General features: G+C 33.0%; 20 protein-coding genes. 12 read left to right on the forward strand and 8 right to left on the reverse strand.

All coding sequences use genetic code 11. The features are described from left to right. Positions 1–12 precede the first annotated feature (12 nt). From ABWP78_RS06450 to ABWP78_RS06475, 6 genes are all read left to right on the forward strand, one after another. Positions 13–3,474 carry a 1,3-beta-D-glucan phosphorylase, GH149 family gene (locus ABWP78_RS06450; protein WP_353169960.1) on the forward strand — a complete coding sequence of 1,154 codons (3,462 nt, stop codon included), beginning with the start codon at positions 13–15 and terminating at the stop codon, positions 3,472–3,474. A 50-nt stretch (positions 3,475–3,524) separates the two neighbouring features. After that, the gene (locus tag ABWP78_RS06455) at positions 3,525–4,724 is read left to right on the forward strand and encodes a glycoside hydrolase family 17 protein (RefSeq protein ID WP_353169961.1); all 1,200 of its coding nucleotides are present in this window, start codon (positions 3,525–3,527) and stop codon (positions 4,722–4,724) included. Positions 4,725–4,816: 92 nt separating this feature from the next. Further along, on the forward strand, positions 4,817–6,235 hold the full coding sequence (locus tag ABWP78_RS06460; protein WP_353169962.1) for a glycoside hydrolase family 30 protein: 1,419 nt from the start codon (positions 4,817–4,819) through the stop codon (positions 6,233–6,235). A gap of 22 nt (positions 6,236–6,257) precedes the next feature. Next, entirely contained in the window at positions 6,258–7,706 is a 1,449-nt protein-coding gene (locus ABWP78_RS06465) for an MFS transporter (RefSeq protein ID WP_353169963.1), read from the forward strand. 36 nt (positions 7,707–7,742) lie between these two features. Further along, the gene (locus ABWP78_RS06470) at positions 7,743–9,440 is read left to right on the forward strand and encodes a family 16 glycosylhydrolase (protein WP_353169964.1); all 1,698 of its coding nucleotides are present in this window, start codon (positions 7,743–7,745) and stop codon (positions 9,438–9,440) included. A 234-nt stretch (positions 9,441–9,674) separates the two neighbouring features. Beyond that, positions 9,675–10,262 (forward strand): RNA polymerase sigma factor, encoded by a 588-nt coding sequence (locus tag ABWP78_RS06475; protein WP_353169965.1) that lies wholly within the window; start codon positions 9,675–9,677, stop codon positions 10,260–10,262. 226 nt (positions 10,263–10,488) lie between these two features. On the opposite strand, the gene ABWP78_RS06480 is transcribed toward ABWP78_RS06475, so the two are convergent. Further along, positions 10,489–11,151, reverse strand: a complete 663-nt coding sequence (locus ABWP78_RS06480) for an endonuclease III domain-containing protein (RefSeq protein ID WP_353169966.1) — start codon at positions 11,149–11,151, stop codon at positions 10,489–10,491. 318 nt (positions 11,152–11,469) lie between these two features. Between ABWP78_RS06480 and bcp the strand changes: the two genes are divergently transcribed. Continuing rightward, positions 11,470–11,922: a thioredoxin-dependent thiol peroxidase gene (gene bcp, locus ABWP78_RS06485; protein ID WP_353169967.1), complete on the forward strand. Its 453-nt coding sequence runs from the start codon at positions 11,470–11,472 to the stop codon at positions 11,920–11,922. Positions 11,923–12,000: 78 nt separating this feature from the next. Here the strand turns inward: bcp and ABWP78_RS06490 are convergent, their stop codons facing one another. From ABWP78_RS06490 to def, 5 genes are all read right to left on the reverse strand, one after another. Further along, a complete protein-coding gene (locus ABWP78_RS06490; RefSeq protein ID WP_353169968.1) occupies positions 12,001–12,546 on the reverse strand; it encodes a hypothetical protein in 546 nt (181 codons plus the stop codon). Between the two features lie 703 nt (positions 12,547–13,249). Then, on the reverse strand, positions 13,250–14,326 hold the full coding sequence (locus ABWP78_RS06495) for a serine hydrolase domain-containing protein (protein WP_353169969.1): 1,077 nt from the start codon (positions 14,324–14,326) through the stop codon (positions 13,250–13,252). A gap of 174 nt (positions 14,327–14,500) precedes the next feature. Beyond that, the gene (mazG, locus tag ABWP78_RS06500) at positions 14,501–15,274 is read right to left on the reverse strand and encodes a nucleoside triphosphate pyrophosphohydrolase (RefSeq protein WP_353169970.1); all 774 of its coding nucleotides are present in this window, start codon (positions 15,272–15,274) and stop codon (positions 14,501–14,503) included. Positions 15,275–15,457: 183 nt separating this feature from the next. After that, positions 15,458–15,880 carry a DUF5606 family protein gene (locus tag ABWP78_RS06505; RefSeq protein WP_353169971.1) on the reverse strand — a complete coding sequence of 141 codons (423 nt, stop codon included), beginning with the start codon at positions 15,878–15,880 and terminating at the stop codon, positions 15,458–15,460. Between the two features lie 95 nt (positions 15,881–15,975). Then, the gene (def, locus tag ABWP78_RS06510; protein WP_353169972.1) at positions 15,976–16,563 is read right to left on the reverse strand and encodes a peptide deformylase; all 588 of its coding nucleotides are present in this window, start codon (positions 16,561–16,563) and stop codon (positions 15,976–15,978) included. Between the two features lie 173 nt (positions 16,564–16,736). On the opposite strand from def, the gene ABWP78_RS06515 reads away from it, so the two are divergent. The 4 genes from ABWP78_RS06515 to ABWP78_RS06530 are packed head-to-tail and all read left to right on the forward strand — an operon-like array spanning position 16,737 to position 19,854. Then, positions 16,737–17,171 carry a thioredoxin family protein gene (locus ABWP78_RS06515; protein WP_353169973.1) on the forward strand — a complete coding sequence of 145 codons (435 nt, stop codon included), beginning with the start codon at positions 16,737–16,739 and terminating at the stop codon, positions 17,169–17,171. Then, positions 17,171–18,154 (forward strand): FAD:protein FMN transferase, encoded by a 984-nt coding sequence (locus tag ABWP78_RS06520; protein ID WP_353169974.1) that lies wholly within the window; start codon positions 17,171–17,173, stop codon positions 18,152–18,154. Before ABWP78_RS06515 ends, ABWP78_RS06520 begins: the two co-directional genes overlap by 1 nt. Positions 18,155–18,189: 35 nt before the next feature. Then, positions 18,190–18,399, forward strand: a complete 210-nt coding sequence (locus ABWP78_RS06525) for a DUF4266 domain-containing protein (RefSeq protein WP_353078232.1) — start codon at positions 18,190–18,192, stop codon at positions 18,397–18,399. A 9-nt stretch (positions 18,400–18,408) separates the two neighbouring features. Further along, positions 18,409–19,854, forward strand: coding sequence for a DUF3570 domain-containing protein (locus ABWP78_RS06530; RefSeq protein ID WP_353169975.1), 1,446 nt, complete (start codon positions 18,409–18,411; stop codon positions 19,852–19,854). Between the two features lie 3 nt (positions 19,855–19,857). Here the strand turns inward: ABWP78_RS06530 and ABWP78_RS06535 are convergent, their stop codons facing one another. Both ABWP78_RS06535 and ABWP78_RS06540 read right to left on the reverse strand, forming a co-directional pair. After that, positions 19,858–21,048: a serine hydrolase domain-containing protein gene (locus ABWP78_RS06535; protein WP_353169976.1), complete on the reverse strand. Its 1,191-nt coding sequence runs from the start codon at positions 21,046–21,048 to the stop codon at positions 19,858–19,860. Next, positions 21,048–21,476 carry a PH domain-containing protein gene (locus tag ABWP78_RS06540; protein WP_353169977.1) on the reverse strand — a complete coding sequence of 143 codons (429 nt, stop codon included), beginning with the start codon at positions 21,474–21,476 and terminating at the stop codon, positions 21,048–21,050. Before ABWP78_RS06540 ends, ABWP78_RS06535 begins: the two co-directional genes overlap by 1 nt. Positions 21,477–21,605: 129 nt before the next feature. Here ABWP78_RS06540 and ABWP78_RS06545 point away from each other — a divergent pair, with 129 nt between their 5' ends. Next, entirely contained in the window at positions 21,606–22,445 is an 840-nt protein-coding gene (locus ABWP78_RS06545) for a 1,4-dihydroxy-2-naphthoyl-CoA synthase (protein WP_291241568.1), read from the forward strand. Positions 22,446–22,527: the final 82 nt, after the last annotated feature.

Genomic DNA, 22,527 nt, shown 5'->3' on the forward strand with positions numbered 1-22,527 from the left:
ATTCTAGCAATTATGAGCCCAAATACCCCTATATCTGACACTAATAATAAGAAAGAAATAAATTTAGAATCGGTTTTAATAAATAATGAAATGTTTTTTAAAATCACTAATCATGATTTGATGCGACCCTTTTTTATGAGTGTCGTTAGTGATTCCAATCACTGGATGTTTATTTCAAGTAACGGCGGTTTAACTGCCGGAAGAAAAAATGCTGAGTTTGCACTTTTTCCTTATTATACAGATGATAAAATAACTGAATTTGCAGATATTACAGGCAGTAAAACTATTTTTCAAATTGATAAAAACAATGAGAAATATATTTGGGAACCTTTTTCAGAACGTTTCAATGAAACCTATAATTTAACTAGGAATTTATATAAAAACGAATTTGGAAATAAAATTATTTTTGAAGAAATTCATCATAATTTTAATTTGACTTACAGATACCAATGGAGTTCAAGTAATTTGTTTGGTTTTGTAAAAAAATCAGAATTGATTAACGATTCTCAAATTGATTACAACATAAATGTTTTAGACGGAATTCAAAACATACTACCTCAAGGTGTTAACAGCGACTTGCAAAATTCAACTAGTAATTTAGTTGATGCTTATAAGAGAAATGAACTTCATTCAGAAAGTGGTTTGGGAATTTTTGCTTTAAGTGCTATTATTGTAGATAAAGCAGAACCTAGTGAAGCATTAAAGGCAAACATTGTTTGGTCTTTAGGATTAGATAAACCATCGTATTTACTTTCTTCACTTCAGCTTTCAGCTTTTAGAAAATTTCAAGACATTCATCAAGAAACAGATATAAAAGGAGAAAAAGGTGCTTATTTTATTTCCACAAAATTGGTTTTAGAAAAAAACGCAATTAAAACATGGAAGATAATTGCCAATGTAAATCAAAATCAATCGGAAGTTATTCAAATTGCCGATGCAATTTCTAATGACGAAACTCTTGAAAATCAAATCATTCAAGATATCGATTTAGGCACTCAAAATCTTATTGCACTTAATGCAACTGCTGATGGATTACAATTTACTGCAGATAAACGAAAAGATTCGCGTCATTTTTCAAATATTTTATTTAATATCATGCGAGGTGGTATTTTTGATAATAATTATTCAATTGAGAAAAATGATTTCGTAAACTACATCGCTAAAGCAAATAAAAGTTTATTTAAAGAAGAAGAAACCTTTATAAAAAATTTACCAGAAACGTTTGATTATTCATTTCTGCAACAACTAATTTATAACCATAATAATGCAGATTTAATTCGACTTTGCACAGAATATCTTCCATTAAAATTTAGCCGAAGACATGGTGACCCTAGTCGTCCATGGAATAAATTCTCTATCAATACAAGAAGTGAAATAGACGGTTCAAAAATATTAGATTACGAAGGAAATTGGCGAGATATTTTTCAAAATTGGGAATCATTGGCGAATGCTTATCCGGAGTTTATTGACGGAATGATTCACAAGTTTTTAAATGCGTCAACTTTTGATGGATATAATCCATACCGTGTTACGAAAGATGGTTTTGATTGGGAAACGATAGAGCCAGATAATCCTTGGTCTTACATTGGTTATTGGGGTGATCATCAGATTATCTATTTATTAAAGTTTTTAGAATTCATAGAAAATTATCAACCAGGAAAACTTCAATCTTATTTTGATAAGGAATATTTCGTTTATGCAGCAGTGCCTTACACTATCAAATCGCATCAAGATATACTAAAAAATTCAAAAGATACTATTGAATTTAATCATGAATGGGATGCGAAAATCAATCAACGTCGCAAAGAAAATGGCGCTGATGGTGCCTTATTAAGAGATAATAATGGCGACATATATCATGTAAATTTAATTGAAAAGTTATTAGCTACCATACTGGCTAAAATGTCTAACTTTATTCCTGAAGCGGGAATTTGGATGAATACCCAACGCCCAGAATGGAATGACGCAAATAATGCATTAGTAGGCAATGGTGTTTCAATGGTTACACTTAATTATTTAAGAAGATTTCTAAAGTTTTTTCAGCAATTATTAAATAATTCTGACCAAGAAACAATTAAAATTTCTAATGAAATGGTGGAATTTTACCATGCAATTAGAGAAAGTTTACTTTCCCAACAGCACGTATTATCAGGTTCAATTTCAAATGAAGACAGAAAAAAAATACTTGATTCGTTAGGTCAAGCCGCTTCTGAATATAGATTCCATGTTTATAATAGCGGATTTTGGGGTAAAAAAAGAACGCATTCCATGCAAGGTTTGAAAAATTTCACTCAAGTTAGTATTGATTTCATCGAACATTCAATAAAAGCCAACCAAAGAGAAGATCATCTTTATCACGCATATAATTTAATGTCTGTTGAAAACAATGGCATTTCAATTTCTTATTTGCCAGAAATGTTAGAAGGTCAAGTAGCTATTTTAAGTTCTGGATTTCTTTCTGCAAAACAATCAATAAAAGTATTGGACGCTTTAAGAAATAGTGATTTGTACAGAAAAGATCAAAACAGCTATATTTTATATCCAAATAAAGAATTACCTAAATTTTTAGAAAAAAACACGATTCCGAAGGATAGCATAGAAAAATCAGCTTTATTAAATCAGCTTTTAAGTCAATCGAATAATCAATTAATTAATAAAGATAGTAAAGGAAATTATCATTTTAATGGAAATTTTCATAACGCTAGCGATTTAAAAATTGCCTTGGAACAAGTAGCTCAAAACAACGATTTAAAAGAGTTAGTCAAAAAAGACACAGAACTTATTCTGCAAATTTTTGAAGAAGTATTTAATCATAAAGCATTTACTGGTCGTTCCGGAACTTTTTATGGTTACGAAGGTTTAGGCTCTATTTATTGGCACATGGTCTCTAAGTTGCATTTAGCTGTTTTAGAGGTTATTAATAAAGCAATAGATGCTAATGAAGACCAATCAACAATAAGTGAATTAGTGCACCATTTTGATGAAATCGGAGCTGGAATTGGCATTCATAAATCGCCAAAAGTGTACGGTGCTTTTCCAACTGATCCTTATTCGCATACGCCTTTTGGTAAAGGTGCTCAACAACCCGGTATGACAGGACAAGTAAAAGAAGATGTCCTTGTTCGAATAGGTGAATTTGGTGTGAAAATGAATCATGGAAAATTACATTTTCAACCAGCCTTTCTCAAAAAAGAGGCGTTTTTATCCAATGACACCGATGCTTCATTTATTATGGTTGACGGTTTAAAAAAACAATTACATCTTAAGAAAAATAGCTTAGCATTTACTACCTGTCAAGTTCCAGTTATTTATACAATTAACAACGCCAGTAAAATTGTTTTGAACTATAAAAATGGAGAAACAAAAACGTTTGATTCTTTAGAATTAAATGAAGAAGAAAGTAAAAAAATAGTACAACGCACAAATGAAATTTCAGTAATTGAAGTGTATTTAAACGAAAGTATTTTAAGATAATGAAACAGCTGATTTACATCCTATTACTATTTTTTATATCATGTAAACCAATGATTACTAGTAATTTGGTTTCAAGAGAAATGACGGCAGAAAAATTATTGGGAAATCCTAAATATCAAGCTATTTGCTATGGTGGCTATCGAACTAATTCAAGAGATAATGAACCAAATGTTTCCGAAGTTAAGGAGGATTTAAAAATTTTAGCAGCTCTAGATATTAAAATAATCAGAACCTATAATCTGCATCGTGAAGAAATAGTAAATGTGCTAAAAGCCATAACCGAATTAAAAAAAGAGAATCCCAAGTTTGAAATGTATGTGATGTTAGGCGTTTGGATTGATTGTAAAAATGCTTGGACAGAAATTGCTCCAATTCATGATGAAGAAAGTCAACGTAACACAATTGAAATTCAAAAAGCTGTAGAATTATCCAATCTATATCCAGAGATTATCAAAATTATTTCTGTTGGAAATGAAGCAATGGTGAAATGGGCAACCAGTTATTATGTTACACCAGTTATAATTTTAAAATGGGTTAATCATTTACAAGAATTAAAAAAATCAGAACAATTACCAAAAAATATATGGATAACAAGCTCAGACAATTATCTTTCTTGGGGAGGCGGTGAGGAGCAATATCACACCGAAGATTTGAATAGCTTAATAAAAGCCGTAGATTATATTTCCTTGCATTCGTATCCTATTCACGACGAACGTTATTTTCCAGAAATATGGGAAATTAAAGAAAATGAAGCAAATTTATCCGATAAAATGAAAATAGATGCGGCTATGTTAAGAGCCAGAGATTATGCTATTTCACAATATAATGGAGTTGTAAAATATATGAAATCGATTGGCGTAGATAAACCCGTTCATATTGGTGAAACAGGTTGGACTACCATTGATAATATATATTACGGAGATAAAGGTTCTAAAGCAGCAGACGAATACAAAGCCGCTCAATATTATAAATTGATGCGAGAATGGTCAAACAAAGAAAAAATTACTTGTTTTTATTTTGAAGCTTTTGATGAAAATTGGAAAGATGGTTCAAATCCGGGAGGATACGAGAATCATTTCGGATTGTTCAATTTGCAGAATCAAGCCAAATTTGCGCTTTGGGATAAAGTTGATAAAGGATTTTTTAATGGTTTAACTCGCAATGGGAAACCAATTACAAAAACCTATAATGGAGACGAAAATGCTTTATGGCAGGATGTAAAAGTTCCAAGACTTAGTAAGCAAAATTAATTATGTCTAAAAATTATTTTAAAATAACGTTTTTCAAACTATTGACAACTTGTTTTGTATTGTCGATGTTCAGTTGCTCAAGCACAAAAGAAATGAAAGTGCAAGTTTATGAAACATCTGCAAGTGGAAATTCATTGACTAAAATCACCCAATTTTCTAACGAAGGAAATCCAATTGTTATTACTCTTAACCCTGATGAAAAATTTCAAACGATTACAGGTTTTGGAGGCTCATTTACAGAATCTTCAGCTTATTTATTGAATAAATTAGGAAAAGAAAATCGCAACAAAATATTAAATGCCTATTTCAGTGAAGCAGGTGCCAATTATTCACTTACCAGAACTCATATTGCTTCATGCGATTTTTCTCTAAACAATTATACCTATGCCAAAGTTGAAAACGATAGGTCTTTGGAACATTTTACCATAGAAGACGATAAATCCGATTTAATTCCGATGATTTTAGATGCAAAAGCAATTTCTAAGGAAGGCTTTAAAATCATTTCTTCCCCTTGGTCTTGTCCGCCATGGATGAAAGACAATAAAAGCTATGTTGGAGGGAAATTAGTACCGGAATACAACGACACTTTTTCTCTTTATTTTTCTAAATATTTGAATGCTTATAAAAAGGAAGGTATTGATATTTGGGGAATTACTCCTATAAATGAACCTCATGGTAACGGAAACAATTGGGAAAGTACGCTTTTTTCTCCGGCAGAAATGACACTTTTTGTTCAAAATCATTTAGGTCCAAAATTAGAAAAAGACGGTTGGGGAAATGTGAAAATTCTTGGATACGACCAAAATCGTGCAGGCATTAAAGAATGGGCAGACGAAATGTATAAAGACGCAAACACCTCTAAATATTTTGATGGGATGGCCGTTCATTGGTATGAAAGTACTTACGAAGTTTTTCCAGCCGATTTACAATACGCTCACCAAAAAGCATCCAATAAATATTTAATTGAAACCGAAGGGTGTGTAGATTCAGAAATTCCACATTGGCAAGATGATGCTTGGTATTGGAAAAAAGAAGCAACAGATTGGGGTTGGGATTGGGCAAGCGAAAAGGAAAAATATTTGCATCCAAAATATGCACCTGTTCATCGTTACGCTATGGATATAATTGGTTGTTTAAACAATTGGGTAGATGGATGGGTTGATTGGAATATGGTCTTAGATAGACAAGGCGGCCCCAATTGGTTCAAAAACTGGTGCTTGGCTCCAATACTTGTTGATGATAAAAATGATGAGGTTTATTTTACACCTTTATATTATGTGATGGCTCATTTCAGTAAGTTTATGCGTCCAGGAGCTATAAAAATTGGATGTATTATAGCTAATAAAGAGGTAGTAGCAACAGCAGTTAAGAATCTGGATGGTTCAATAGCAGTGGCTATTTTTAATCCAACTGAGCGTATTCAAACCATTGATATTCAATTAAATAAAAAGAATAAAATAATTACTATAGACGCAAATACACTTCAAACAATACTTATAAAACCTAACTAATTGCAAAATTAAAATTAAACATATGTCAAATAATATTACAAATACCAAAGTAATGGTTCCAATGAGTCAAAAAATTGCCTTTGGATTAGGAATGCTTGCCAATCAAATGTTTCCAGCAGCCTTAGGGATTTTTATGGTAGTACTAGTCGAAAACTTAGGAATGCCATCATGGATGTGGGGTGTTTTATTTTTTGTACCTAGAATAGTTGACGCTTTTTTTGATCCTATCATGGGGTTTATATCTGATAATACAAAATCAGATTGGGGGAGAAGAAGACAATATGTCTTTGTAGGTTCCATCATTATGGGAATTTCTTTTATTATTATGTGGCAATTGTACCGCGAAAACAGTGTGACTTATAATTTCATATTTTTTCTAGTAATGTCACTAATTTTTCACATTGGGCTATCCATCTTTAGTGTACCGTATGTGGCAATGGGATATGAGATGAGTGACGATTTTCACGAACGTACCAGTATAATGGCTATTTCTCAATGGATAGGTCAGTGGGCTTGGGTAATTGCACCATGGTTTTGGGTAATTATGTACGACCCTGCTTGGTTTCCAAATGCAGATACAGCCACAAGAACATTAGCCATTTGGGTAGGATTAGTTTTTATGCTTTTAGCGATGGTACCTGCCATTTTCATTAAAAGTAAATCAACCAAATTTGATGACACCTTAAAACCTTTAACAGTTAAAACTATTGGAGGTAGTTTAAAAGAAATATTAAGTAGTTTTAAAGAAGCGTTTTCTAATAAACCATTTAGAAAACTTTGTATTGCTACATTTTTTATTTTTAATGCTTTCAATACAGTAGCAGGTTTCACCTTTTTTATTGTGGTTTATTATCTATTTAATGGAGATACTGCTGCTGCAGGAATTTGGCCGACACTTTTTGGATGTATAGGCGCATTAGCAACTACATTTATTGTTATTCCAATTGTGGCATGGATGTCAAAAAAAATGGAGAAAAAAACAGCGTTTTTAATTTCTCAAGGTATTTCAGTATTTGGGTATATATTATTATGGTTACTGTTTATTCCAGGTAAGCCATATATGTTTTTATTCGCATTGCCATTTTTCGCTTTCGGTATTGGAAGTTTGTTTACACTTATGATGTCAATGACTGCTGATGTCTGTGATATGGATGAGTTAGCATCAGGAAAAAGGAGAGAAGGAATTTTTGGCGCTATTTATTGGTGGATGGTAAAATTTGGTTTTGCCATTGCAGGATTATTAACAGGTGTTATTATGTCTGCCGTAGCCTTTAAAGCCGGAGCACCTACTCAACCAGAAGGAGCTGTTACAGGTTTGAGATTATTTTTCTCTGGCGTGCCAATATGTGGCACATTAATAGCTATGTGGATCATGTGGGATTACAATCTTACCGAGAAAAAAGCAAATGAAATTAAGAAAGAATTAGTGGAAAGAAAAGCTTTAGCTCAAAAACAAGTTGACCAAATTTAAATAAAACTTTTAATGATGCAATTTTACAAAATAAATATGAAAAAAAACACTGTATTTCAGATACTTTTAACACTATTATTTGCAACACAATTTGGTTTTGCACAAGTTGATGTAGTGTATAATAATTTAGTTTGGTCAGATGAATTTGATGGCACTGGAGCAATAAACGCAACCAAATGGCATCATCAAACGCAATTGCCAGCCGGAGGAAATTGGTATAATGGCGAAGTACAACATTACACAAACCAACTTACAAATTCATCTGTAACTGGTGGTTTTCTTAATATTACAGCAAAAAAAGAACCTTACACCAGTCAAGGTGTTACAAAACAATATACATCTGCACGATTAAATTCAAAATTTGCTTTTCTATACGGTCGTGTGGACATTCGTGCAAAAATTCCAACTAATCAAGGTACTTGGCCTGCATTATGGTTGTTAGGGAAAAATATTAATGAAGATGGTGGTTTTTTTGATGCTCAATTTGGAACAACTGGTTGGCCAGCATGCGGTGAAATTGATATTATGGAACATGGTATCACACAATCGCAACCTGCAGGATATGTACAAAGTGCACTTCATACCCCTTCATCTTTTGGGAATACCACAAATATTGGGGGAACTATTGCCGCTAATTTAGGAACCGATTACCACGTATATTCTATGAATTGGTCTCCTTTTCAAATAACTTTTTTATTAGATGGAGTAGCGTTTTATACTTATAATCCTGCGGTTAAAACGCCGAATAATTGGCCATTTAATGCAGAACAATATTTATTATTAAATATCGCTATGGGCGGCGTAGCGGGAACTATTCCTTCAAACTTCAATCAAGCGACTATGGTTGTTGATTATGTTAGAGTGTATCAAAATACAACTGTAGACAACCAACCACCAACTAATTTCACAGCCACTATTGGTGCAGTAACTAGTTCAACTATTGAATTGTTACTAAACGGTAATGATAACTCAGGAAATGTTTCTTATAGCATTAATTATAGCGGTGGTACAATAAATACAGCTAGCCCTTCTGGAGTTCAAAAATCGGTAGTGGTTCCAAACTTAAACCCAAATACAAATTATGTTTTTTCAATAGCTGCAAGTGATTTGTCTGGAAATAATTTTGTATCAAATCCAATTGTTATAAATGCAACTACTACAGCTGTAACTGGATGTTTCGGCACTAGTAATTTAGCACAAATAGGTTCATTTACTACAGGATATACTTATGCCTTTGAAACGTTAGGAACCAGTGTTAAAATTACTTATGGCTTATTAGATACAGACAAAGTTGGAGTAGTGGCTTTTCTTTGGAAACAAAGTCCATTTGCTGAAACTCAAATGACAAATGTATCAGGTACTATTTTTACACACACCATTACGGGTCAAACTATCGGTAGCACTATAAATTATGGTGTGAAGTTTGCTTATTCTGGTGGTATGTCAGTTACAAATTATTATACGTATGTGGTAGGTAGTAATTGTGCTTTAGAAGTGGCATCAATTCAAGAACCTTTAGATTTTTCATTTTTAAATCCCGTTGAAGATTACATAAATATAAATTCTAAAGATGAAATTGACAAAGTAGAAGTATATAATATGACTGGGATGTTAGTTTTAGAAACGAAAACGGATACAAACAACATTGATATTAAAAATCTTTCACAAGGAATTTATTTAGTAACAGTTTACTCTGGAGACAAAAGAAGCGTTAAAAAAATGATAGTGAAATAGTTATCACTAAACAATAAAATTCTAGATATTACCTCACAGAAATCCATTTTTGTGAGGTATTTTTACTTTGTTTCAATACTTAATTACAATAAAAACGTTAAATTTTTAAATTATATTTGGTATTTAGAAATATTTAACATTATATTTGCTACTAATTAACCCCTAAAACCTATTTGCTTATTATATAAAAATACTTTTTTTAAAATTTTAGTTCCAAATCTAAAAAGTATATTTATGGCAAATAAGGTACAAACTCCTGACGCAATTTTATTGCAAAACTACATTAGTGGAGAAGAAACAGCTTTACAAGTTTTAATAGAAAGACACCAGTCTAAAATCTTCGGATTTATTTATTCTAAAATTCCAGACCGTTCGGTATGCGATGATATTTTTCAAGATACCTTTATTAAAGTAATTAAAACGTTACGCACCAAAGGCTATAATGAAGAGGGTAAGTTTCTGCCTTGGGTAATGCGGATTGCTTCTAATTTAGTAATTGACTATTTCAGACATAATAAGAAAATGCCGTATCAGCGTGAAACCGACGAATATAGTATTTTTGATTTTATGACCGATTCTAGTTTGTCTATTGAAAATCAGCTAATTGATGACCAAGTTGCGTTAGATGTTAGAAAAATATTAGAGCAATTACCAGAAGACCAAAAAGAAGTTATAAAAATGCGTTTTTACGAAGATTTAAGTTTCAAAGAAATTTCTGAAATTACAGGTGTGAGCATCAACACTGCCTTGGGTAGAATGCGCTATGGTGTAATTAACTTGAGAAAAATTATCGAAAAAAATAATATTATTTTAACGAATTAAACGTTTCATACAATAATATAATGTGTTTTTGCGTTATCCTATAAATAAACAATTAAGTTCGTATATGGGGAAACTTTACGCTAAAAAAAGACAATCAATTAAAGAAATGAAACCCAGTAAAAGTGCAGTTAGTTTTATATTGAGTTATTCGCGGGCAATGAAAATCATAACAGTAGGCACGCTTACTTTTGAAAACATTGTAAATTGATTAAAAATGCTTCGGAAACTATTTCGAAGCATTTTTTTTATAATATTCGTTAAGAACAGACTTTCTTCCAATCGTTTTGGTAATGATATCTTTCTCTAAATCCCAACCTCTTGCAGGTGAATATTCTCTGCCGTACCAAATAATTTGCAAATGCAATTCGTTCCAAGTTGCTATAGGGAAAATAGCTTTGGCATCTTTCTCGGTTTGCACCACATTTTTACCAGATGTTAAATTCCAACGGTATAATAATCTGTGAATGTGCGTATCTACAGGAAAGGCAGGTACTCCAAATGCCTGACTCATTACTACGCTTGCGGTTTTATGTCCTACGGCAGGTAAGGCCTCTAATGCTTCAAAACTTTGAGGCACTTCGCCATTGTATTTTTCGAGTAAGATGTGTGATAAACCGTGAATCCCATTCGATTTCATAGGCGACAGACCACAAGGACGAATGATTTCTTTAATTTCTTCCACACTCATTTTTATCATATCGTACGGATTATCTGCTTTAGCAAATAATAAGGGTGTAATCTGATTGACACGAACATCTGTACATTGCGCCGATAGTAAAACAGCAATTAGTAACGTGTACGGATCTTTATGGTCTAAAGGAATCGGAATTTCAGGATACAAATCGTTTAACGTATTTATAACAAATGTTGCACGCTCTTTTTTAGTCATTTTTGTATATTTGAAGTGGTAAAGTTAATCAATAGCAAGAACAATATCAAAAATCAATAGCAATAACAATATCAAAAATCAACAAAAAAACTTTGCGAACCTTGCGTAAATCTTTGCGGAACCTTGCGGTTAATTTTTTTTAACACAGATTACACAGATTACACAGATTACAAGGATTTTCAAAAATTAATAACAATATCAAAAATCAACAAAAAAAAACTTTGCGAACATTGCGTAAATCTTTGCGAACCTTGCGGTTAATTTTTTTACCACGGATTACAAGGATTTTCAAAAACAACAAACAAAAAACAAAAAAACATGACACATTTAAAAGTAGGCGATACCGCACCAAGTTTCTCAGGAACCGACCAAAATGGAAAACAACATTCCTTAGCAGATTATAAAGGAAAAAAACTAGTAGTATTCTTTTATCCGAAAGCCAATACGCCGGGTTGCACCGCTGAAGCTTGTGATTTACGAGACAATTATGAACGTTTTCAAGCTAATAATTACGTATTGATAGGCGTGAGTGCCGATAGTGCCAAAGCACAAAAGAAATTTGAAGAAAAATACAGTTTCCCATTTGCCTTATTGGCGGATGAAGACAAATCTGTGATTGAAGCCTTTGGCGTTTGGGGCCCAAAAAAGTTTATGGGTAAAGAATATGATGGTATTCATAGAACCACGTTTGTAATAGACGAAAATGGTACTATAACTGATGTTATATCTGATGTGAAAACCAAAGTACACGCCAGTCAGATTTTAGGATAAAGAAAAAGGGTTTTCAAACTAGTTGAAAACCCTTTTTTTATGCTAATCCCTTCAAAAATAACAAGCTATTTTAATTATTTAACAATGATTGTTTTTATTAAATACACGTTTAAAAAGTACTTTATTGTCTTTTGCAATATAGTCGCCAGAAAGTATTAAATACGGATGATTGTGCGAAAAACCTGCGCTGCGACTTCTTACAAGTATCTTATCGTTTACTTTTAAACTTTTTAGTGGCTCAAATTCTTTAGGAATAAATTGCATCATATATGTTTCGCCCTCAATTTCTAAGATAAGCCATTTTGGACCACCTGATTGTGCGTTTTCACGCTGAAACGTAACTGAAGTTACCACAGCTTCCATATCCCTGAAATCTTTAAAGTGCTTTTTTACTTTTTCATAACTGGCGTTTACTTTTTTACCTTCTGGAGCGTTTTCCCATTTTTTGTATGCAATACCATCTGGTGTAGCTTCCCATTTTTTACGAGCTGCTTTCATTTCTTCAGCAGTAAGTGGCTTTTGTATGGCTTTTTTAGAAGTTTCCTTTTTAGTATCGTTGTTGGCAACCACTACGCTACTAACTACTACCGCTACTAAAAACAAGGTAAACAAGATTTTTTTCATATGTTTCATATTGTGAATTTTAGTTTATATTTTTTTAAAATTGCTGCTATGGTTGTAACGCCTTAACAAGTATTAATAACAAATAAACTAAATATATCGCAGTAGCCAAAATATATAATTATAAAAAAAACTTAAAGTTTAGTCTAAAGAACCTAATAAGTTGTTGGCTGAGGTTCTCGAAGCCACCTACTTTGTTTTTAAGTTCTTCTTCTCGTATGTTTTTGTATTTCATTGGTAATATAATCTATTCGGTTAATTTTAAAGATTTGGGATGTGTTTATTTTAGTATTTTCAAACATACAAAAAAAAAACCAAACTTTGCCAATCTATATTTTAAGAAATCTTAATTGGTAGTACTTTCTTTTAGTGCGATATTTTTTTATTATTTCAGGACTTGGATTAATTGAAAACCTAAAATTTCACGTTCTGAACGTAAAAAATTGGGGTGGTATAACGTAAAATTTCACGTCCTGAACAAAAAAATTCAGGTATTTAACAAAAAAACCTTTGGCAGTATACCAAAGGTTTTCATAATTTAAGAGGGTTTGCTGATTATCTCTATAGTCGAAAGTCGAAAGTCGAAAGTCGAAAGTCAAAAGTCTATACTCTATATTCTTTTCTCTATATTCTAAAAATCTAAGGTTTCTAAACATCTAAACATCTAACCCGTCTAACCAATCTAACCATCTAAAAATCAAACCATCTAATTCACCACCGCATTAATCTTCTGCCAAAGCACTTCATCAAAAGTAGAAAGGGCTAAGTTACTACTGTCTGCGGCTTCACCCATTCGGATAATGACTAATTTGCGGCTGGGAACCACGTAAATTTTTTGGTCGTTTTTGCCTAATGCGCAATACATATCTGCAGGGGCGGTAGTGATGATACTACCATTAAATTGCAATTGACTTTGAGGAAGTCGAAAGCTGCTTTTTCCGTTTAGCCAACACAAATAGCCGTACGCTAAATTAATGGGTTGAGATGTTGTAGTGGCAGCATTCATATAATTTGAATTGATAATTTGTGTACCATTCCAATTGCCATTGGCTAAAGCCAGTAAGCCAAAACGTGCCATACTTCGGCTGTTGCTCCAATAGACGCTTAATGCCGTTGGATCTGTTACCCAAGCGCCAGTCATACCAATTGGGTTGCGTAATTTGTTGTTAAAGTAGTTGTCCCACGTTTGGTTGGTGGCAGTGGCTATCACATCTTGTAATTTTACATATACATTATGATACGCCCATCGGGTGCCTGCATCGGCTACGTATTGTAAATTACTGGGTGTAACCGTATCGCCTAAAGCATCGTTTAACCCAGAATTCATACTTAATAAATTCTTGCAAGTAATTAGGTTTTCCTTTGCTAAAGGCGCACTCGTCCAGCCCGATCCTATATAATCGGATACTTTGTTGTTAATATTTATTAGTCCTTCTTGTGCTGCAATCCCTGTAACGGTTGCCGTTAATGTTTTTCCCGCACTTGCCCAATACCATAGTGAAGTGGCAGTATGTCCGTTATAATACTTTTCTAAAACTATTTTTCCGTTGTGCAAAACAATACAACTTTTGGTGTTTTTTTCGGTTAAATAGGTGTCAAGTGCCGCAATGTTTGCCGTATTCCATCCCAAACTTTCAGGTGTTTTGGTTTCCCAAGTGCCTGTATTTGTTGGAAAATACATTGTTTCTTCTGGTGGCGACACACAATCACATTCCGTTTCACCACATGAAATGAATAGGATGCTTAATAATAGACTAGTTAGACGGATTAGATTGTTAGACATATTAGACTTCTTAGATTTTTTAGATTTCTTAGATTGTTAGATGTTTTAGACTACTTAGATTTCTTAGATTTCTTAGATTGTTAGACATTTAAGATTTCTTAGATTTCTTAGATTGTTAGACTTTTAGATTTTTTAGATTTTTTAGATTTTTCCCTTAACCCTTAACCCTTCACCCTAAACCTTCTTCGCTTGTTCCCAAAACACATCCATTTCGGCTAATGTCATATCAGATAACGATTTGCCTAATTTTGTGGCTTTACTCTCTAAATACTGAAAGCGTTTGATGAATTTTTTGTTGGTGCGTTCTAAGGCGTCTTCTGGATTGATATTTAAAAAGCGGGCGTAATTAATCATAGAGAATAACACATCGCCAAATTCGGCTTCCATTTTATCTTTATTATTTGCGGCTATTTCCACTTGTAATTCGGCAATTTCTTCTTCTACTTTTTCCCAAACTTGATGGGTTTCTTCCCAATCGAATCCTACGGCTTTTACTTTATCTTGAATTCTGCTGGCTTTTACTAATGCAGGTAAGCTTTTTGGAACACCTGCTAATACCGAAGTTCTGCCTTCTTTTAATTTCAGCTTTTCCCAATTTTGTTTTACTTGTTCTTCGTTTTCCACCACCACATCGCCAAAAATATGCGGATGGCGGTCTATTAACTTATCGCAAATGCTATTGGCCACATCGGCAATATCAAAATCATTTGTTTCCGAACCTATTTTGGCATAAAACACAATGTGTAGTAACAAATCGCCCAGTTCTTTCTTAATTTCAGGCAAATCATTATCTAAAATGGCATCACCCAATTCATAGGTTTCCTCTATGGTAAGATGACGCAAGCTTTCTAACGTTTGCTTTTTATCCCACGGACATTTCTCACGTAAATCGTCCATAATATCCAGTAATCTTTCAAAGGCTTGTAGTTGTTGTGCTCTTGTGTTCATGTTTAGATTTGTTAGATTGTTAGATTTGTTAGATTGTTAGACTGGTTAGATTTTTAGACTGGTTAGATTTTTAGACTTTTTACTTTTGCCTTTTTACTTTTGCCTTTCCTAACGTCAAAGTTAAAAAAAAATCCCAAACTAAATTAAGAATGGGATATACTATATTTTTTTGATGGAAATAGCTTATTCAGGGGTTTCTTCTTTTACTTCGGTATTTAAAGCATCTAAAGTAACATAGCCTTTTGGTTGTAATATATTATACCAATTGAATATTTTTTTAATATCCGATGTGTATACTCGGTCTTCGTCATATTCTGGTAAAATTTCACGAAAATAGCTTTTTAATTTGTCGTCTGTTTCTTTGTGCGAAATAGTAGCTTCTCCGTTTTCTTTGGTAGCTATTGATTTAAAAATATCAATTAATTTTACTTCTTCATTGTAAGTAAACACGGCAATTTCAGCTAATAAACTTACGTTACTTCTTAATCCTACAGTAATTTTTTTACCATCTAATAAAGATTCCGCTACAAATCCTGAACGTGTTTGTACTTTTAATTCGTATAATCCTGGCTTTCCAGAAATGGCTAATATTTTTTGAAAACTCATAGTTTTTTGTTTTTATATGGTCGCAAATATATATTTTAAAAAATGAATTTCCAATTTGAAAATCCAAAATAAAACATAAAATTTTTAGGTCCGATTTATTTGATTTTTAGGTTGGCAAATTTCATTCTATAATCGGGTCTTGCTTTGCCTTCCATAATATTTTGCAGTTTTTTACCTACTAATTTTTTCTTTAACATAGATAAATGGTCGGTAAACAAAACACCTTCAATATGATCGTATTCGTGCTGTATTACTCTGGCAATCAATCCGTTGTAAGTTTCTGTTTTCTTCTCGAAGTTTTCATCGTAATATTCAATAGTAATGGTTTCATGACGCAAAACGTCTTCACGCACATCGGGAATACTTAAACAGCCTTCATTAAACGCCCAAATTTCACCTTCTTCTTTTAAAATTTTAGCATTAATAAACGTTTGTTTAAATCCTTTTAATTGTTCGGATTCCTCTTTAGTAACTTCGTCGCTATCTGCAAAAGGGGTGGTGTCAATTACAAATAATCGGATGGCTAAACCTACTTGAGGTGCTGCCAAACCTACGCCATAAGCATTGTACATGGTTTCATACATATTGCTTAATGTTTCGGTTAAGTTTGGATATTCTGGCGTAATGTCTTCGCAAACTTTTCTTAAAACAGCTTCGCCATATCCGTATATAGGTAAAATCATGGTTTCTTTTTTTTGCAAAATTAGCAAATTTTCTTTTATTCTTCCTTATTAATTTTCGGAACCCTTTTATAACGTAATTATATAACAAATAAATAATATTTTAACAAAGCCATTAAGCAATAAAATTCGTATATTTGTGTTATAAATAAAACATTAAACAATTCTTAAAAGCCATGAAAAAAATAATTCTATTTGCATTTATATTTTCAGCTACAATTTCTTTTTCTCAAAATTGGACCACTTCTTTAGATGCCGCCAAAACGGAAGCCGCCGCTTCGAATAAAAACATTCTTTTGGTTTTTTCAGGATCTGATTGGTGTGCACCTTGCATTAAATTAGACAGGACTATTTTTCAATCTGATGTTTTTCAATCTGAAGCAGAAAAGAAATGGGTATTGTTAAAAGCCGATTTTCCAAAGAAAAAAGGGAATTTACTTTCGGCAGAACAAACAGAAAGTAATAAAAAATTAGCCGAAAAATACAATAAAGAAGGTAATTTTCCATTGGTAGTTTTATTAGACGCTACGGGTAAAGTATTAGGAATTACGGGCTATAAGAATGTATCGCCTACAGAATATGTGCAACTTTTAAATGCGATGGTAAAATAATGAAATTGAAATTTTGTCTTTTTTTGTTTTTAGGAACCTTAACTGCTTTTTCTCAAATTACACACAAGAAAAAGTACGCTTTATTGGGCAGTCCGTTTGAAATTACTGTAGTAGCCAAAGACACGGTTGAAGGAAATTTTTATGTCAATTCAGCTGTAAATGAAGTAAAACGAATTGAAAATTTAATTTCAGATTGGATTCCGACCACACAAATTTCACAAGTAAATCAGAATGCAGGTATAGTTCCTATTAAAGTCAATAACGAAGTATTTGAATTGGTGGAACGCGCTATTAAAATTTCTAAATTAACGGATGGTGCTTTCGATATTTCGTATGCGTCAATGGATAAAATTTGGAAATTTGATGGGTCGATGAAAGAAATGCCTTCGCCTGAAGCGATTAAAAAATCAGTAGAACGAATTGGTTATGAAAAAATAATTTTAGATACCAAAAACAAAACCATTTTTCTTAAAGATGCCGGTATGAAATTAGGACTTGGCGGTATTGGTCAGGGCTACATTGCCGATAAAGTGAAAGAAGTACTTCAAGCCAAAGGTTGTGCGGCCGGAATTGTAAATGTTTCTGGCGATATAAACACTTGGGGAAGTCAAACCGATGGTAAACCTTGGTCGGTTGGTATCGTAAATCCAGTTAATAAGAATAAAGTATTCGCTACGTTTCCGTTGATTGATAGCGCTGTGGAAACGTCTGGAAGTTATGAAAAATATGTCACGTTTAACAACATTCGCTATTCGCACATAATTGACCCGCGAACTGGATATCCAGCAACTGGCATAGTAAGTGTTTCGGTTTTTGCCAGACAAACAGAAATTGCAGATGCGTTGGCAACAGGTGTTTTTGTGTTGGGTGTAGAAGTAGGGTTGAACTTAATCAATCAACTAAAAGGCATTGAGTGCATTATTGTGGATGATAAAGGTAAAATTTTTACTTCAAAAGGAATTGACATTAAAAAATACGAATAAAAGCATTCCTTAATTGGTTTGTAAATAAATAAAATATGAGAAAGTTATTAATATTAACGGTGTTACTTTTGGTGTTCCAATCCTGTAATTCGGTTAAAGAGTATGAAAAAGAAAAAATCAACGATGTAGATATGAAATTATCTGCTCGTGCTTCAGAGCGGTACGAAACGTCTTTTCAAGTGTATCGTGAAGCAGCTGCTGGTGCCAATGGTGGAAAATCGGGTGGTGGTTGCGGTTGTAATTAATTTATAAAGATGAAAAAAATAGTATTCGCCCTAAGTTTATGTTCGCTATTGTCGCATGCGCAAGTAAAAAATGATTCTACCATTGTATTTAAAAAACGTGTTTTAGAAACTACTGAAATCGATTTTTTATCCAGTTATTACAAACAAGACGGTACGCATTCTTCTGTAGGTGGTGGAATTGGTTCTGAAAAATTAACTAATGCTACAGCCAACATTGTAATTGCTATGCCTTTAAATGACGATGATGTTTTGACAATTGATAGCGGAATTTCTGCATATACATCAGCTTCGTCAAGTAATATTAATCCGTTTAATGCTTCAGGTGCTTCCAGAGGTGGTGGTGAAGATGATGACGATAGAGTAGCCGCTGCGGCATTGGCTACAGGCCCGACAGGTTCGCCTTGGCAAGCGTCTTCAGGTGCTTCACAAAGTGATGTGTTGGCTGCCATAAATGCCAATTACAGTCATAATAGCGACGATAGAAATTTCATTTGGAATGCCGATGTGGCATTTTCAAATGAATACGATTATACTTCAATTGGTTTTGGAGGAGGCATTTCGAAATTATTTAATGATAAGAATTCAGAAGTTTCATTGAAAGTCAATGCTTATTTAGATCAATGGCGCCCAATTTATCCAACCGAATTGAGCGAGTTTGGTAAATTTGGCTCTGGTTTTCAGAGTAATGGTTATTTTGCAGGTGTTACGGTATATAATCAAAATGGTGTTGTTTCATCCGCTTATTTGCCTAATACGTTCACAAAATGGAGTGCTGTGGGAAGAAATTCCTATTCGGCTTCTTTCGGTTTTTCTCAAGTACTAACCAAAAAGTTTCAGGTTTCAATGTTTTTTGATTTGTTACAACAAGACGGGATGTTGTCTACACCGTATCATAGAGTCTATTTTGCAGATAAACCCAATTATTATATTGGAAATCCTGCAAGTATTTCTAATTACGAAAACCCTTTAAATAGTGATGTGTATCGTTTGGCGGATGATATTGAACGTTTACCAAACACACGTTTTAAATTGCCTATTGGCGCACGATTAAATTATTACTTAAACGAGAAAGTTGTTTTTAGAACGTATTACCGTTATTATTCAGACGATTGGGAAATACAAGCACATACGGCTTCTATTGAAATTCCTGTGAAAGTATCTGATAAATTCACCATTTTTCCAATGTATAGATATTATACACAGTTGCAATCTAAATATTTTGCACCTTTTGAACACCATTTTTCTACTGAAAAATTCTATACTTCAGATTTTGATTTGTCTACGTTTAACGCCAACCAATATGGTGCCGGATTTACGTATACCGACATATTCACCGCTGCGAAAATTTGGAAATTCGGACTAAAAAACATCGATTTCAGATTCAATCATTACGAAAGAACCGATGGGTTGCACGCTGATATTGCTACAATTGCATTCAAATTTGTAAATCAGTAACTCTTATTCATTAGCACCACCAACATCGCTATTATCTAATTTTACAGGATATTTAGGGTTAAATAATGCTATGAATTTCTTAGTTTTATAGGTGTTGTAAGTCATTTTGTTAGATAATGCAATAATCGTAACCGTATCTGTTTTTTGCGTTATATACGATGAGGTATTGCCGTGCCACCAACCGTTATGATAGGTTAGAGTTGGCGCTTCTTTCCATTCACGTAAACGAATGCCTAATCCGTAATTTTTTTCACCTTTCGATTCGTAACTGTACCCTTTAAAAATTTCTTTCTTTAGTTTTTCGCTAAAAAAGTTATCCGAATACGTTGCTAAATCAAATTTTAATAAATCACGTGCTGTAGAATAAATGTTTTTATCGCCATATACTAAATCCAAGTGGTCAAAAGCCAAACGTATTCGGTTTGATTTATAGGTTTGACTTACCGTGTCGTGGTGTTTTTCGTAATCAAAAACAAACGTATTTTTCATTCCTAACGGTTTAAAAAGTAGTTCGTTCATCGCTTCGTGATAACGCATTCCAGAAACCTTTTCAATAATAAGCGCTAATAAAGAATAGTTGGTGTTGCAATACGCAAATCGGGTACCAGGTTTGCTTTCCAAATGTATTTTTCCGGAATTGATTAAATCTAAAATATCTTGATTGGTAATGCGTTTCGATTTGTCCCATTTTACATCACGCTCAATAAAATAACCATAATGACGTAAGCCGCTTCGGTGATTTAATAACATTCTTACTGTAATGTCTTTATGATAAAAACCTTCTAAGTAGTTGGAAACTTTATCGTCTAACCCAATTTTTTCTTGGTCAACCATTCGTAAAATAACAGCAGCCGTTAAAACTTTACTTACAGAAGCGATATGAATGGGCTTATTTTTTCTGTTTTTATCGTCTTTTTCTTTGTAGGCAAATCCTTGATAATCTTCAAACAAGATTTTTCCGTTTTTTGCGACTAAAAACTGACCATAAAAATCACTTTTGTTAATTAATTTATTGTAATGGTAACTGATTTCGTTTTTTTGTTTCTCGCAATACGCAGAATCTAATTCGTTAAACGCTACAAAAAAGTCGCTTTGTGCTTCTTGTGTACCATTATTTTTTGAAAATTCGGATGCTTTGTCTTTGCAAGATAGTATGAATAAAGTAAGGCATAAAAGGGAAAGGCGTATTCTCATTATTTTCTGATTTCTATAGTTGAATTTTGTTCGATTAACTGCTCAATAAATTGGTCTCTGTTGATTGGTGATATAAATATGTCGTCGTATTTGTGATAAACAATTTCAATGCCTCTGTGATGAAAGCCTGGTTTGTAAAAATTTGTTTTTAGTATAGAATTGGAATATTTTATGGTTCTAATTTCTGAAATTTTAATTTTTGTTTTGTAAAAAAACATAGAAACAATCAATATATTTTCTTGAATTTCGTAATAGGTAGTGAAAAATGTAACCGTAATTAATACACTTAAAAGTAAAATTAGAATACCAATAGGCGCCAAAACCATTTCAATAGAATCTCCAGATAAAAAAGCAATAAGCGATACGAGTACTGCAGGCAATAGAGGTATAAAGAAATTAATTTTACTAAAGTCCGATTTGTATTTCATATATTGTTTAGCTGTTTTTTAGGGCGAAATAGTAGATTGAATGTTTTATTGGCTTTGATTATATAAAAATGTCATCTGCTTTTGCAAATTAAAGTATTTTTGAAGTATTTTTGATAAAAAATATTGAAAATGTCAACTATCAACTGGAAAATCGTAAAAGAGTACGAAGATATCACGTATAAAAAATGTGATGGTGTGGCGCGTATTGCCTTCAACAGACCTGATGTTCGAAATGCATTCCGACCAAAAACAACTGCCGAATTATTAGATGCTTTTAAAGATGCCCACGAAGACACTTCTATTGGAGTGGTTTTATTATCTGCAGAAGGACCTTCTTCAAAAGACGGAATTTGGAGTTTTTGTAGCGGTGGCGATCAAAAAGCAAGGGGCAAACAAGGGTATGTAGGCGAAGACGGCTATCACCGATTAAATATATTAGAAGTACAACGTTTAATTCGTTTTATGCCAAAAGCAGTTATTGCTGTGGTTCCGGGTTGGGCTGTTGGTGGCGGACATAGTTTGCATGTGGTATGCGATTTAACTTTAGCAAGTAAAGAACACGCCATTTTTAAACAAACCGATGCTGATGTAACCAGTTTTGATGGCGGTTATGGTTCGGCGTATTTAGCCAAAATGGTAGGACAGAAAAAAGCAAGAGAAATTTTCTTTTTAGGAAGAAACTACTCGGCACAAGAAGCTTACGAAATGGGTATGGTAAATGCTGTTATTCCTCATACCGAATTAGAATCTACTGCTTACGAATGGGCACAAGAAATATTAGGTAAATCGCCAATGTCTATCAGAATGTTAAAATTCGCGATGAACTTAACTGATGACGGAATGGTGGGACAACAAGTTTTTGCTGGTGAAGCCACACGTTTGGCCTATATGAGCGAAGAAGCTGTAGAAGGTAGAAATGCGTTCTTAGAAAAACGCAAACCTAATTTTGAGAAAAAGTATATTCCTTAGATGGGTGAAGGGTGTTAGGTAAAGGGTAAAAGTAAAAAGTAAAAAGTAAAAAGTAAAAAGTAAAAAGTAAAAAGTAAAAAGT

It is taken from the genome of Flavobacterium sp. (assembly GCF_040402955.1).
GTDB lineage: Bacteria > Bacteroidota > Bacteroidia > Flavobacteriales > Flavobacteriaceae > Flavobacterium.

Bases quoted from the DNA above. Each gene is read 5' to 3' on its own strand.
- ABWP78_RS06520 (WP_353169974.1), top strand. From the start codon at position 17,171: ATGAAATTGAAATTTTGTCTTTTTTTGTTTTTAGGAACCTTAACTGCT.
- ABWP78_RS06460 (WP_353169962.1), top strand. From the start codon at position 4,817: ATGAAAGTGCAAGTTTATGAAACATCTGCAAGTGGAAATTCATTGACT.
- ABWP78_RS06450 (WP_353169960.1), top strand. From the start codon at position 13: ATGAGCCCAAATACCCCTATATCTGACACTAATAATAAGAAAGAAATA.
- ABWP78_RS06465 (WP_353169963.1), top strand. From the start codon at position 6,258: ATGTCAAATAATATTACAAATACCAAAGTAATGGTTCCAATGAGTCAA.
- ABWP78_RS06490 (WP_353169968.1), bottom strand. From the start codon at position 12,546: ATGAAAAAAATCTTGTTTACCTTGTTTTTAGTAGCGGTAGTAGTTAGT.
- mazG (WP_353169970.1), bottom strand. From the start codon at position 15,274: ATGAACACAAGAGCACAACAACTACAAGCCTTTGAAAGATTACTGGAT.
- ABWP78_RS06540 (WP_353169977.1), bottom strand. From the start codon at position 21,476: ATGAAATACAAATCGGACTTTAGTAAAATTAATTTCTTTATACCTCTA.
- def (WP_353169972.1), bottom strand. From the start codon at position 16,563: ATGATTTTACCTATATACGGATATGGCGAAGCTGTTTTAAGAAAAGTT.
- ABWP78_RS06515 (WP_353169973.1), top strand. From the start codon at position 16,737: ATGAAAAAAATAATTCTATTTGCATTTATATTTTCAGCTACAATTTCT.
- ABWP78_RS06505 (WP_353169971.1), bottom strand. From the start codon at position 15,880: ATGAGTTTTCAAAAAATATTAGCCATTTCTGGAAAGCCAGGATTATAC.
- ABWP78_RS06530 (WP_353169975.1), top strand. From the start codon at position 18,409: ATGAAAAAAATAGTATTCGCCCTAAGTTTATGTTCGCTATTGTCGCAT.
- ABWP78_RS06475 (WP_353169965.1), top strand. From the start codon at position 9,675: ATGGCAAATAAGGTACAAACTCCTGACGCAATTTTATTGCAAAACTAC.
- ABWP78_RS06535 (WP_353169976.1), bottom strand. From the start codon at position 21,048: ATGAGAATACGCCTTTCCCTTTTATGCCTTACTTTATTCATACTATCT.
- ABWP78_RS06455 (WP_353169961.1), top strand. From the start codon at position 3,525: ATGATTACTAGTAATTTGGTTTCAAGAGAAATGACGGCAGAAAAATTA.
- ABWP78_RS06480 (WP_353169966.1), bottom strand. From the start codon at position 11,151: ATGACTAAAAAAGAGCGTGCAACATTTGTTATAAATACGTTAAACGAT.
- ABWP78_RS06470 (WP_353169964.1), top strand. From the start codon at position 7,743: ATGAAAAAAAACACTGTATTTCAGATACTTTTAACACTATTATTTGCA.
- bcp (WP_353169967.1), top strand. From the start codon at position 11,470: ATGACACATTTAAAAGTAGGCGATACCGCACCAAGTTTCTCAGGAACC.
- ABWP78_RS06525 (WP_353078232.1), top strand. From the start codon at position 18,190: ATGAGAAAGTTATTAATATTAACGGTGTTACTTTTGGTGTTCCAATCC.
- ABWP78_RS06495 (WP_353169969.1), bottom strand. From the start codon at position 14,326: ATGTCTAACAATCTAATCCGTCTAACTAGTCTATTATTAAGCATCCTA.
- ABWP78_RS06545 (WP_291241568.1), top strand. From the start codon at position 21,606: ATGTCAACTATCAACTGGAAAATCGTAAAAGAGTACGAAGATATCACG.